This window comes from Mesorhizobium sp. LNHC252B00 (genome assembly GCF_000502955.1).
Classification (GTDB): domain Bacteria; phylum Pseudomonadota; class Alphaproteobacteria; order Rhizobiales; family Rhizobiaceae; genus Mesorhizobium.
The window spans coordinates 1-13,446 of sequence record NZ_AYWO01000045.1; the positions used below are offsets into that span (position 1 = coordinate 1).

7 protein-coding genes are annotated in these 13,446 nt (G+C 63.9%); 2 read left to right on the top strand and 5 right to left on the bottom strand.

Going from position 1 to position 13,446, the window contains the following annotated elements; genetic code table 11:
• Positions 1-73 precede the first annotated feature (73 nt).
• Together X744_RS141705 and X744_RS141700 are read right to left on the bottom strand one after the other, a co-directional pair.
• Entirely contained in the window at positions 74-1,162 is a 1,089-nt protein-coding gene (locus tag X744_RS141705) for a sensor domain-containing diguanylate cyclase (protein WP_023762736.1), read from the bottom strand.
• A 182-nt stretch (positions 1,163-1,344) separates the two neighbouring features.
• A complete protein-coding gene (locus X744_RS141700; RefSeq protein ID WP_023762737.1) occupies positions 1,345-3,624 on the bottom strand; it encodes an NADP-dependent malic enzyme in 2,280 nt (759 codons plus the stop codon).
• A gap of 213 nt (positions 3,625-3,837) precedes the next feature.
• On the opposite strand from X744_RS141700, the gene mutS reads away from it, so the two are divergent.
• Positions 3,838-6,564, top strand: coding sequence for a DNA mismatch repair protein MutS (mutS, locus tag X744_RS141695; protein ID WP_023762738.1), 2,727 nt, complete (start codon positions 3,838-3,840; stop codon positions 6,562-6,564).
• On the opposite strand, the gene X744_RS141690 is transcribed toward mutS, so the two are convergent.
• The 3 genes from X744_RS141690 to X744_RS141680 all read right to left on the bottom strand — a co-directional run bounded on the left by X744_RS141690 (position 6,565) and on the right by X744_RS141680 (position 10,440).
• Positions 6,565-7,410, bottom strand: coding sequence for an aldo/keto reductase (locus tag X744_RS141690; protein ID WP_023762739.1), 846 nt, complete (start codon positions 7,408-7,410; stop codon positions 6,565-6,567). It lies immediately after the preceding gene.
• Positions 7,411-7,496: 86 nt separating this feature from the next.
• Positions 7,497-7,892 (bottom strand): DUF305 domain-containing protein, encoded by a 396-nt coding sequence (locus X744_RS141685; RefSeq protein WP_023762740.1) that lies wholly within the window; start codon positions 7,890-7,892, stop codon positions 7,497-7,499.
• Between the two features lie 43 nt (positions 7,893-7,935).
• Positions 7,936-10,440 (bottom strand): heavy metal translocating P-type ATPase, encoded by a 2,505-nt coding sequence (locus X744_RS141680; protein ID WP_023762741.1) that lies wholly within the window; start codon positions 10,438-10,440, stop codon positions 7,936-7,938.
• A gap of 203 nt (positions 10,441-10,643) precedes the next feature.
• On the opposite strand from X744_RS141680, the gene X744_RS141675 reads away from it, so the two are divergent.
• Complete coding sequence (locus tag X744_RS141675) at positions 10,644-13,445, top strand: [protein-PII] uridylyltransferase (protein ID WP_023762742.1); 2,802 nt, start codon at positions 10,644-10,646, stop codon at positions 13,443-13,445.
• The last annotated feature ends 1 nt before the right edge of the window (position 13,446 follow it).

Below are 13,446 nucleotides of genomic sequence, written 5' to 3' on the forward strand. Positions count from 1 at the left end.
CGGGCCTTGCTCATGCAAAGCTACGATTCACTCAACAAAATCAATTATTTGCCGTTTGTGGACGGAAACTAGCCTAGGCGGTCTTGCGAATCGGCTGGCGAGATCCGGACTGTTCTTGCGAAGTCAGTTCTCCGGCAGTGACCAATCGGTTGCGGCCATTTCTTTTGCCGATATACATCAGCCGGTCGGCGAGCGCGACCAGGGCATCCGAATCGGCGGCGTCCACAGGATACATGGCGATACCGACGGTGCAGCCGATCTGGATGGCGCTATCCGGCGCCGGGATTTTGATCTGCAGCCTTTCCAGGATGCGCTCGGCGACCCGCACCGCCTTTTGCCGCGCGAGATCCGGCTCTCCCGAAAACAGGAAGGCGAACTCATCGCCACCAAGCCGCGCCACGAAATCGTCACTGCGCAAGATGGAGCGAAGGTTCTTCGATACGCGCTGCAGCAGTGCGTCGCCGGCCTCGTGGCCGAGCGTGTCGTTGACTTGCTTGAACCGGTCGAGGTCGATGAACAGAAGACCGGCCGCCTCGCCGGTGGCGCCACAGCGGGCGACCACCGATTTCAGTTCATCGTGGAAGGCGCGCCGGTTGGGCAAGTCGGTCAATGCATCGTGGTTGGCCGAATGGTCGCTCTGCAGCTTCGCCAGTTCGATCTCCCGCTTTTGCACGGACAGTTCCTCGTTGGCTGCCTTCAGATCCAGCAGCAGCTGGGAATTGAGGTCCTCGACAACCTTGCGGTCGCTGATGTCGACGACGAAACCTTCCAGGAATTCGAGTTTCCCGGTGTCGTCCCAGACACCGCCGCCGATCTCGCGCACCCATAGCGGTTCGCCGACCTGCGGGACGATGCGATAGTCGACGTTCCAGTTGCAGCGCGCCTCGAGCGCGCCGTCGACGGCGGCATAAACGGCGGCGAGATCATCCGGATGGATGGCCGAGACATAGTCACGCACCGCGTTGTGAATGAAATCGCTCGGCCAATAACCGCTGACGGTGAAAATGCCGTCGCTGATGTAGAGCATGGTATAGGACGCATCGTTGCGACAGCGGTAGAGATAGCCGTCCATGCGGCCGGTGATGCTGAGAAGCGCATCCAGGCGTTCGTCCTGATAGGCCCCCTCGCCGACCACCGATGCTGGAACTCGATCATGCTTCATGGCCGCACCCCCGTTTTGGCGGTCTGAGCGAGCCGTAGATGCCATCACGGCACGTCGGCAGGACATTCCCTATATCAGCTGAATCTTATCAATCTCTTATGGCTGAGCGCCGGCGGCCGTCTGGACGCCGTCCTGTCCGAAAGCCAGGTCGTCGGCTTTTCGTCCGCGGCGCGGACCGTTCGTCAAGTCCCAGCCGTATATGCCGCGATCGCCGCCATGTTGACGATGTCCGAGTCCTTGGCATTCAGAGACACGATCTGCACAGGCTTGTTCAGCCCGACCAGCAGCGGGCCGATTACCGTCGAGCCGCCGAGTTCCTGCAGCATCTTGGTCGAGATCGAGGCCGAGTGGAACGCCGGCATGATCAGCACATTGGCCGGGCCGGTCAGCCGGATGAACGGATATTGCGCCATTGCGCGGGCGTTGAGCGCGACATCGGCGGCCATTTCGCCGTCATACTCGAAATCGACGCGACGCTTGTCGAGGATGCGCACGGCTTCCTGGACGCGTTCGGAGCGCTCGCCCTGCGGATGGCCGAAGGTCGAATAGGCAAGCATGGCAAGCCTCGGCTCATAGCCCATGCGGCGGGCGAAGCCTGCCGCCTCCTCGGCGATGTCGGCGATCTGCTCGGCGTTCGGCATATCGTGCACGGCGGTGTCGGCGACCAGCACGGTCCTGCCCCGTGCCAGCACGATCGAGACGCCGATGACGCGGTGGCCGGGCCTGGCATCGATGACGCGGCGGATGTCGTCGAGCGCGGTGGAATAGTTGCGGGTCACGCCCGTGACGATACCGTCGGCATCACCCAACGCCACCATGCAGGCGGCGAAGTGGTTGCGGTCGTTGTTGATCAGCCGCTGGCAGTCGCGGAACAGGAAGCCTTTGCGCTGCATGCGCTCGTAGAGGTAATCGGTGTAGACGCCGTTGCGGCGCGACAGCCGTGCATTGATGATCTCGATGCCTTGCTTGTTGAGGTCGATGCCGGCGAGCTTGGCGTTGTCCTTGATGACGTCGTCGCGACCAAGCAGGATGGCGGTGCCGAGCTTCTGGTTCACATAGGAGACGGCGGCGCGCATCACCTGTTCCTCCTCGCCCTCGGCGAAGACGATGCGCTTGGGCTGGCGGCGCACACGGTCGTAGATGCGCTGCAAGGTCGAGGCGATCGGGTCACGGCGGGCTGACAGTTCCTGCGCGTAGCGGTCGAGATCGAGGATCGGCTTGCGGGCGACGCCTGAATCCATCGCCGCCTTGGCCACCGCAATCGGAATGGCCGAGATAAGGCGCGGGTCGAACGGCACCGGGATGATGTAGTTGGGGCCGAATTTCGGCCGGTTGCCCTGATAGGCGGCGGCGACGTCGTCGGGCACGTCCTGGCGCGCAAGCGCCGCAAGTGCCTGCGCGGCGGCGATCTTCATATCGTCATTGATGGTGGTGGCCCTGACATCCAGCGCACCGCGGAAGATGTAGGGGAAGCCGAGCACGTTGTTGACCTGGTTAGGATAGTCGGAACGCCCGGTCGCCATGATGGCGTCGGTCCGGATCTCGGCCACTTCCTCCGGCGTGATCTCCGGGTCGGGATTGGCCATGGCGAAAATGATCGGGTTCTTGGCCATGGACCGCAACATTGCGGTGGTGAGCGCACCCTTGGCGGAAAGGCCAAGGAAGACATCGGCGCCGTCGAGCGCCTCGGCGAGGCTGCGTGCCTCGGTCTTGACCGCATGCGCCGATTTCCACTGGTTCATGCCTTCGGTGCGGCCTTGAAAGACCACGCCCTTGGTGTCGCACAAAATGATGTTTTCGGGCGTGAAGCCCATCGCCTTCATCAATTCGATGCAAGCGATGCCGGCGGCACCGGCGCCGTTGCAGACCATCTTGGTGGTCTTCATGTCGCGGCCGGTGACCTCCAGCGCGTTGATCAGGCCGGCGGACGAGATGATGGCCGTGCCGTGCTGATCGTCGTGAAAGACCGGGATGTCCATCAATTCGCGCAGCCGCTGCTCGATGATGAAACACTCAGGCGCCTTGATGTCCTCGAGATTGATGCCGCCGAAGGACGGGCCGAGGAACCGCACGCAGTTGATGAACTCGTCGGCGTCCTCGGTATCGACCTCGAGATCGATGGAATCGACATCGGCGAAGCGCTTGAACAGCACCGCCTTGCCTTCCATCACCGGCTTGGAGGCGAGCGCGCCGAGATTGCCGAGGCCGAGAATGGCGGTGCCGTTGGAGATGACGGCGACCATGTTGCCGCGCGTCGTGTAGTCGAAGGCGCGGCTGGGGTCCTCGGCGATGGCGAGAACCGGAACCGCGACACCAGGCGAATAGGCGAGACTCAGATCGCGTTGCGTTGCCATCGGCTTGGTGGCGACGACTTCCAGCTTGCCGGGGCGGCCCATGGCGTGGAATTCGAGCGCTTCCTGCGCGCTGACGGACGGACCGTTGTTCTCGGTTTTCCTGGCCATGATGTTCTTGATTTCCTCGCCGGTGCAGCACCTCGTTGAGGCGGGTGCTTTGTTTCGATCCGAATTAAGACCACGCGCCGCCGCGTGTAAACCGCCAGCGCTTGGGAATCGCGGATCGTCCGGGAAATTGCGAACACCCGGCAGCCCGGTAGTCCCCTGTTTTTCGAAGCCCCGGCATTAAATCGTGCGATCACATCTGCTAGCGTGCCGTGCATGAACATGCATACTCCGAACGAGCCGGACGCCCCCGAGGCCATGACGCCGTTGCCGACCGCCGGCGCCACGCCGATGATAGAGCAGTTCATCGAGATCAAGGCGGCGAACCCGGATTCGCTGCTGTTCTACCGCATGGGCGATTTCTACGAGCTGTTCTTCGACGACGCCGAGAAGGCGAGCCGGGCGCTGGGCATCGTGCTGACCAAGCGCGGCAAGTATCAAGGGCTCGACATTCCAATGTGTGGCGTGCCGGTGCATGCGGCCGACGACTATCTGCAGAAGCTGATCGGCCAGGGATTTCGCGTTGCCGTCTGCGAGCAGATCGAGGATCCGGCCGAGGCGAAGAAACGCGGCTCGAAATCCGTGGTGCGCCGCGACGTGGTGCGGCTGGTGACGCCTGGCACCATCACCGAGGACAAATTGCTGGCGCCGTCGGAATCAAGTTTTCTGATGGCCTTGGGGCGGGTGAAGGGTGGAGGGACCGATCACGCCTTTGCGTTGGCCTGGATCGACATCTCGACCGGCGCCTTCCGCGTCACCGACACCACCGCCGACCGGCTGCTGGCCGACATCTTCCGTGTCGATCCGCGTGAGCTGATCGTCGCCGAGCCAGTGTTTTACGATCCGGAGCTGAAGCCGGTGTTCGACGTGCTCGGCCGCGTCGCCAGCCCGCAGCCGCCGTCGCTGTTCGATTCGGCATCGGCCACCGGGCGCATCGCCCGTTTCTTCGACGTGGCGACGCCGGACTCCTTTGGCGCCTTTTCGCGCGCCGAACTGTCGGCGATCTCCGGTGCCATTGCCTATGTCGAAAAGACGCAGAAGGCCGAGCGGCCGCCGCTGTCGCGGCCGGAGCGTGAGGAGCAGGGTTCGACCCTGTTCATAGATCCGGCGACGCGCGGCAACCTCGAACTGCTGCGCACGCTCTCCGGCAGCCGCGAGGGCTCGCTGTTCAAGGCGATCGACCGCACGGTGACCGGTGGCGGTGCAAGGCTGCTCGCCGACCGGCTGATGGCGCCGCTGACCGACCCGGCGGCGATCGGCGCCAGGCTGGATTCAGTGTCGTTCTTCCGCTCCGAAACGCGGCTCTGCCAGGCGGTGCGATCGAGCCTGAAGAGCGTTGCCGACATGCCGCGGGCACTATCCAGGCTGGCGCTCAACCGCGGCGGCCCGCGCGATCTCGGCGCGCTGCGCGCCGGTTTCGAGGCGGCAGGCGCGATCGCCGAAATCTTTGCCGCGACCGCCCTGCCCCAGGAGCTCACGGCGGCACTGGCCGCCATTCAGGCGCTGCCTCAGGCGCTGGCCCAGCACCTGACGCAGGCGCTTGGCGAGGAACTGCCGCTGCTGAAGCGCGACGGCGGCTTCGTGCGCGGTGGCTACCACCCGGATCTCGACGAGATGCGGGCGCTGCGCGACGAATCGCGAAAGGTGATCGCCGGGCTGGAGCGTTCGCTGATCGAAGAGACCGGCATCCGCTCGCTGAAGATCCGGCACAACAATGTGCTTGGCTACTACATCGAGGTGACCGCCAATCACCATGCGATCATGACCGGTAGCGACGGCGCCAAGGCGCGCTTCATCCACCGGCAGACCATGGCCAACGCCATGCGCTTCACCACGACCGAACTCGCCGAACTGGAGACCAAGATCGCCAATGCCGCAGACCGGGCGCTCAGCATCGAGCTAGCCGCCTTCGACGCGCTGACGGCGGAAGCGGTCGGCGAGGCGCAAAAGATCCGCGCCGGCGCCGATGCGCTGGCCGTGCTCGACGTGTCGGCGGCACTCGCGCTTTTGTCGGAAAGCGAAGCCTGGTGCCGGCCGGTGGTGGATTCGAGCTTGGCTTTCGAGATTGCGGGCGGGCGGCATCCGGTGGTCGAGCAGGCGCTGCGCCGCTCCGGCGAAGGCCCGTTCGTCGCCAACGACTGCGACCTGTCGCCGGAAGGCAGCGCCAGGAACGGCGCGATCTGGCTTTTGACCGGTCCCAATATGGGCGGCAAGTCGACGTTCCTGCGGCAGAACGCGCTGATCGCCATCCTGGCCCAGACCGGCTCCTTCGTGCCGGCGACATCGGCACATGTGGGCGTCGTCGACCGGCTGTTCTCGCGCGTCGGCGCCTCGGACGATCTGGCGCGCGGCCGCTCTACATTCATGGTCGAGATGGTCGAGACGGCGGCGATCCTCAACCAGGCCGGTGAACGGGCGCTGGTCATCCTCGACGAGATCGGCCGCGGCACCGCCACTTTCGACGGCCTGTCGATCGCCTGGGCGGCCGTCGAATACCTGCACGAGAAAAACCGCTGCCGGGCAATCTTCGCTACCCATTTCCACGAGATGACGTCGCTCGCCGGCAAGCTGGCGCGATTGCACAACGTCACCATGCGGGTCAAGGAATGGGAAAACGACGTCGTCTTCCTGCACGAGGTCGGCAAGGGCGCCGCCGACCGTTCCTACGGCGTGCAGGTGGCGCGGCTGGCCGGCCTGCCCGAAGCGGTGGTCGACCGGGCCAAGGAAGTGCTGCACCAGCTCGAAGAAGGCGAGGTCTCAGGCAAGACCAACCGGCTGGTCGACGATCTGCCGCTGTTTTCGGTGGCGGTGAAGCGCGAAGCGCCGAAGCCGGTGAAAAGTGATGCGCTGGGTGCAGCGCTGGGCGAGATCAATCCTGACGAGATGACGCCAAGGGAGGCGCTGGAAGCGCTTTACCGGCTGAAGGGGCTGGCGGGCAAGTAGTCAGATCATCTCCAGGCCGCGCTTGCGCGTCGGCGGCGGGAAGGTGCGGTCGAGATCGGCGAGATCTTCGCCCGTAAGCTTGATGTCGAGTGCAGCGACATTCTGGCGGACGTGCTGCTGGCGGCTGGCTTTCGGAATGGCGATGACGCCCTCCTGGTGCATCACCCAGGCCAAGGCGATCTGTGCGGCCGTGGCGTTGTGGCGGGCGGCAATTGCGTCGAGCCGGGCATTGCGCGCCAGCGCGCCCTGCTCGACCGGCGAATAGGCCATCAAAGGGATGCCGCGCTGCCGACTCCAGGGGGCGAGATCGAATTCGAGGCCACGCCGGACCAGATTGTAGAGCACCTGGTTGGTCTGGACGTTGCCGCCATCTGGCAGGCCGACCAGTTCTTCCATCTCGTCGGCGTCGAAATTGCTGACGCCCCAGTGGCGGATCTTGCCGTCCTCTTTCAAGGCCTCGAAGGCCGCGACCGTCTCGGTCAGCGGCACGCCGCCGGGCCAATGCAGCAAATAGAGATCGATGCGGTCGGTGCGCAGGCGTTTCAGGCTGTTTTCGCAGGCGCGCTGCACGCCCTCGCGCGAAGCGTTTGATGGTAGAACCTTTGAAACCAGGAAGGTCTCGTCGCGGCGCCCGGCAATAGCCTCGGCCACCACCTCCTCGGCGCGGCCGCCGGCATACATTTCAGCGGTGTCGATCAGTGTTATGCCGAGGTCGAGGCCGAGCTTGAGAGCATTCACTTCATCGGTGAGGCGGCTGATATCCTCACCCATCTTCCATGTCCCCTGACCAAGCACCTGAACGGCTTCGCCAGACGGCAATTTGGTGGTTCTGATGATCGATGGCATGACAAGCTCCAGTGGGGCCGGATCGCATCACAGGCTGGGCGAGAAATCCAGAGGCGTTCTCGATTGCCTTGGCGATTGCCTGAAGCTTACTTCACCGGGTGGGCGGCGAGCCATGCCTGCATCTGCTTGATCTCGGCTTGCTGGGCGGCGATGACGCCTTCGGCGAGCTTGCGGATTTCCGGATCCTTGCCATTGGCAAGCACGACCTTGGCCATGTCGATGGCACCTTGATGGTGCGGGATCATGCCCTTGACGAAATCGACGTCGGCATTGCCGGTGTACTCGGACGCCATCATGTCGGTGTGCATCTTGTCCATCGCCGCCTTGTAGCCTTCCGTCGAAGGGCTAGTCGCCGCGCCCGTCGCCATGGCGCCCATGTCGTGTTTCATCTCTTCGCTCTGCGCCGGAACGCTTTCGAGGAAGACGGCAACCAGCATTCCGGCCGCCATCAGCAAAAGCACGATTTTCTTAGCCAAGGTCATTCCTGGTCTCCTGTTGATTGGTTTTCGTATTTGGGGGCTTGGATCAGAGTTTCAATGTTCTGAGCCGCAGGGCGTTTGATATCACCGACACCGAGGACAGGCTCATCGCCGCCGCCGCCAGCATCGGCGACAACAGCGTGCCCGTGAGCGGATAGAGCACGCCGGCAGCGACCGGCACGCCAAGCACGTTGTAGAGGAAGGCAAAGAACAGGTTCTGGCGGATGTTGCGGATCGTCGCCTGGGCCAGCGTGCGGGCCCGCACGATGCCATTGAGGTCGCCCTTGACCAAGGTGATGCCGGCGCTTTCGACGGCGACATCGGCGCCGGTGCCCATGGCGATGCCGACATCGGCCGCGGCAAGCGCGGGTGCGTCGTTGACGCCGTCGCCGGCCATGGCGACGCCCGCGCCTTTTGCGCGCAGTTCCTCAACGAGGCCCGCCTTCTGTTCCGGCAACAGGCCGGCGCGAACCTCGTCGATGCCGAGGCTCCTGGCAATGGCGTTGGCCGTACGCTCATTGTCGCCGGTCGCCATGATGATCCTCAGGCCGCTGCCATGCAGCGCCTTGATCGCCTCGGCGGTGGTCGCCTTGACCGGATCGGCGACAGCGACAATGCCGCCCAGTTTCTTGCCGACGGCGACGAACATCGCCGTCTTGCCTTCCGCCTGCAGCGTCTCGGCCTGAGCCGAGATGGATGCGGTGTCGATGCCGATATCGGCCATCATCGCGGCATTACCGAGCGCGACCTTCTTTCCCGATACGGTGCCGGAGACGCCCTTGCCGGTGACCGCCTCGAAGCCGCTGGCATCGGCGACGGCTATGCCGCGCGTAGCGGCGCCTTCGACGATGGCTTCGGCCAGCGGATGCTCCGACCCCTTCTCCAGGCCTGCGGCAAGCGCCAGCAATTCGTCTTCGGAAAAGCCCTTTGCCGCAACGACATCGGTTAGTTTCGGCCGGCCTTCGGTCAGCGTACCCGTCTTGTCGACAATCAGCGTGTCGACGGAGGCGAAGCGTTCGAGTGCCGCGGCTTCCTTGATCAGTACACCGGCGTGCGCCCCACGCCCGGTGGCCGTCATGATCGACATCGGCGTGGCGAGGCCGAGCGCACAGGGGCAAGCGATGATCAGCACCGACACCGCCGAGACGATGGCAAAGATCAGGCTGGGCTCGGGTCCGAACATGGCCCAGGCGACGAAAGCGGCAATCGCGATGAGGACGACGGCCGGGACAAAGTAGAAGGAAACGCGATCGGCCAGCCCTTGAATCGGGGCGCGCGAGCGTTGCGCCTTGGCGACGAGCTCGACGATGCGCGCCAGCGTCGTCTCGGAGCCGATCCGCTCGGCGCGCATGATCAGCGAACCGTTCTTATTGAGCGTGCCGCCGGTCAAGGCATCGCCTTCAGTCTTTTCGACCGGCAACGGCTCGCCCGTGATCATCGATTCGTCTATCGAGGAACGGCCCTCCAGCACGATGCCGTCGACCGGCACCGCGTCGCCGGGACGAATGCGCAGGCGATCGCCGGCCTTGACCGCATCAAGCGACACATCGCTTTCGGAACCGTCGGCGGCGAACAGCCGCGCGGTCTTGGGTGCGAGATCGAGCAAGGCACGGATTGCCGAGCCGGTCTTTTCACGCGCGCGCAATTCCAGCACCTGGCCAAGGAAGACCAGCGCGACGATGACGGCGGCAGCCTCGAAATAGACCGGCACGGCACCGCCATGGCCGCGGAACTGATGCGGAAAAATGTCCGGAAACAGCGTCGCGACGACGCTGTAGAGATAGGCAGCACCTACACCTAGCGAGATCAGGGTCCACATGTTGGGGCTGCGGTTGAGGATCGAATCCCAGCCACGATGAAAGAAGGGCAGCGCCGCCCACAGCACGACGGGACTGGCCAGCGCCAGCTCCAGCCAGACCATCGTCCGCTCGTCGATAAAGGCCTGGAACGTCAGGCCGAGCATTGGCGCCATGGCGACGATCAGCAACGGCACAGACAGTGCGGCACTGACCCAGAACCGCCTGGTGAAATCGACCAGTTCGGGATTTGGCCCTTCATCGCCTGTCGGGACGCCCATCGGCTCCAGCGCCATGCCGCAGATCGGGCAGGAGCCGGGCTTGTCGCGGATGATTTCGGGGTGCATCGGGCAGGTGTATTGCGTGCCCTTGGGCATCGCCTGGGGCGCCGGCCTGTCGCCGAGATATTTTTGCGGCTCCGCTTCGAATTTCGCTTGGCAGCCAGCGGAACAGAAGTAGAAGCCCTGACCTTCGTGGCGGACGAAGTGCCTGGCTGTCGCACGGTCGACGCTCATGCCGCAGACCGGATCGGTGGCAGTCAGGAATTTTTCCGGCTCGGCGACGAATTTCGTGCGGCAGCCTTGACTGCAGAAATGATAGAGATGGCCATCATGCTCGGACGTCGGCTTGCCGGCGGCCGGGTCGACGGTCATGCCGCAGACCGGATCGCGGACGACGGCCTGTGCGGCAGGTGCTTCGCGGTTTGCCGAACAGCAGCCGCCATGCGCGTGATGATCGTGATCGGAATGCGTCATGCGAAAATGCCTCTAAGGGTCGGTGGGTGACGCGGAGATAGGGCTTCCAGTAACTGGAAGGTCAAGGGGTTAAATTTCTTCATCTCGTTGCGGGTGGATGCCAAGCACGCTTGAGCGAGAGCGGGCTCGTATTTCCGCCCCATACCCAGCGCCGCGAAAACGCGCTATAGACGCCGCCGAAAAGGCAAGGCCGACCTGGACATATGGCAAGAATCTCCCTGAAGCTCGACGAACTGATCGATGGCGAAGCCTTGCGACGCGAGATGACCGCGCTGACTGCGGCCAAGGCAGGCGACGGCTCCGCACAGACGGCGCGCAGCGGTGTGCTCCATCTGCTCAAGGGGCGGCTGGCAGACGGGCGCGCCATTGCCGAACGGATGCTGCGGGACGACGGCGGCGGCAGCGCCTGCGCGGCGCGGCTGTCGCATCTCATGGACGAGATCATCCGGGCGCTCTACGATTTCGCCGTCACCCATGTCTACCGGGTCAAGAACCCGTCTTCGGCGGAGCGCATGGCCGTCGTCGCCGTCGGCGGCTATGGCCGCGGTACGCTGGCGCCCGGGTCCGACATCGACCTGTTGTTCCTGCTGCCCTACAAGCAGACGCCATGGGGCGAACAGACGGTCGAATACATACTCTACATGCTGTGGGATCTGGGGCTGAAGGTCGGCCACGCTACCCGCAATATCGACGAATGCGTGCGGCTGTCGCGCAACGACATCACGATCCGCACCTCGATCCTCGAAGCGCGGTTCCTGTGGGGCGAGGAAAAACTCTATGACGAGCTGATGCTGCGCTTCGACCATGAGGTGGTGCGCACGACCGGCCCCGAATATGTCCAGGCCAAGCTTGCCGAACGTGACGACCGTCATGCCAAGGCCGGTGAAAGCCGCTATCTCGTGGAGCCCAACGTCAAGGACGGCAAGGGCGGCCTGCGCGACCTGCAGACGCTGTTCTGGATCGGCAAATATTTCTACCGGGTGCGTACCGGCGAGGAACTGGTCGACAAGGGCGTCTTCACCGAGGGCGAATACCGGGAGTTCCTGAAGGCCGAGGATTTTCTGTGGGCGGTACGCTGCCATATGCATTTTCTCACCGGCAAGGCCGAGGAAAGGCTGCATTTCGACATCCAGCGCGAGATCGCCGAACGGCTCGGCTACACAACCCACCCCGGCCTATCGGCGGTCGAGCGCTTCATGAAGCACTATTTCCTCGTCGCCAAGGATGTCGGCGACTTGACCCGCATCTTCTGTGCCGCGCTCGAGGAGGAGCAGGCCAAGCACGTGCCGGGCTTCAACCGTATCTTCCTCACCTTCTCGCGACGCAAGCGCAAGCTGGCCGGCACGTCGGATTTCATCGTCGACAACCACCGCATCAACATCGCCGACGACCAGGTGTTCGAACGCGATCCGGTCAATCTTTTGAGGTTGTTCTGGTTTGCCGACAAGCACGGCCTTGAATTCCACCCCGATGCGCTGAAACTGCTGACCCGCTCGCTCGGCCTGGTCAACAAGTCGCTGCGGCGCGATGAGGAAGCCAACCGGCTGTTCCTCGACATCCTGACCTCGGACCGCAATGCCGAACTCAATCTGCGGCGCATGAATGAGGCCGGACTGCTCGGCAGACTGATCCCGGATTTCGGCAAGATCGTCGCCATGATGCAGTTCTCGATGTACCACCACTACACGGTGGACGAGCACCTGATCCGCTGCATCGGCGTGCTGGCCGAGATCGAGCGCGGCGACGGCGAAAAGGTCCATCCCCTCGCGCACACGCTGATGCCGGGGCTGAAGAAGAGCCGCGAGGCGCTCTATGTCGCCGTGCTGCTGCACGACATCGCCAAGGGCAGGCCGGAGGATCATTCCGAGGTCGGTGCCAGGATCGCCCGGCGCATCTGCCCGCATATGGGACTGTCTCCAGCCGATACCGAAACCGTTGCCTGGCTGGTCGAGAACCATCTAGTGATGTCGATGACGGCGCAGACCCGCGACCTCAACGACCGCAAGACCATCGAGGATTTCGCCGCGATCGTGCAGTCGGTCGAGCGGTTGAAGCTGCTTTTGGTCCTGACCGTCTGCGACATCAGGGGCGTTGGACCCGGTGTCTGGAACGGCTGGAAGGGCCAGTTGCTGCGCACGCTTTACTACGAGACCGAATTGCTTTTGACCGGCGGCTTTTCGGAAGTGTCGCGCGCTCAGCGCACGGCGGCGGCGCGCGAGCTTCTCGCCGAGGCACTCGCCAGTTGGCCGGACAAGGTCCGCAAGCGCTATGTCGGCCAACACTACGAGAACTACCTTTTGACCGTCGATCTCGCCGACCAGCTGCGCCATGCCGAGTTCATCCGCGAGGCCGATGTGGCGGGCAAGAAGCTCGCCACCATGGTCAAGACCCATCAGTTCGAGGCCGTGACCGAAATCACCGTGCTGGCGCAGGACCATCCCCGCCTGCTCTCGGTCATCGCAGGGGCGTGCGCCGGAGCCGGTGGCAACATCGTCGACGCACAGATCTTCACGACGTCGGATGGCCGCGCCCTGGACACCATCCTGATCTCGCGAGAATTCGACCGCGACGAGGACGAGCGCCGGCGTGCCGAGCGTGTCGGACGGCTGATAGAGGACGTGCTCTCAGGCAAGAGCTGGCTGCCGGAGATGATCGAGAAGCGCACCAAGCCGCGGCGCGGCTCCAAGGCATTCAAGATCCCGCCGCGCGCCGAAATCCGCAACACGCTGTCCAACCGCTTCTCGGTCGTCGAGGTCGAGGGCCTGGACCGGCCGGGCTTGCTGTCGGAGATCACCGGAACGCTTTCCGACCTGTCGCTCGATATCGCATCGGCCCACATCACCACCTTCGGCGAGAAGGTCATCGACACCTTCTATGTCACCGATCTCACCGGCCAGAAGATCGACAGCCCGGCTCGCATCGCCACCATCCGCAACCGGCTGGTGGCAACGCTCGAAGGCATCGTGCCCGAACGCGGCGGCAAGGCCAAGGCAGCGGCCGAGTGAC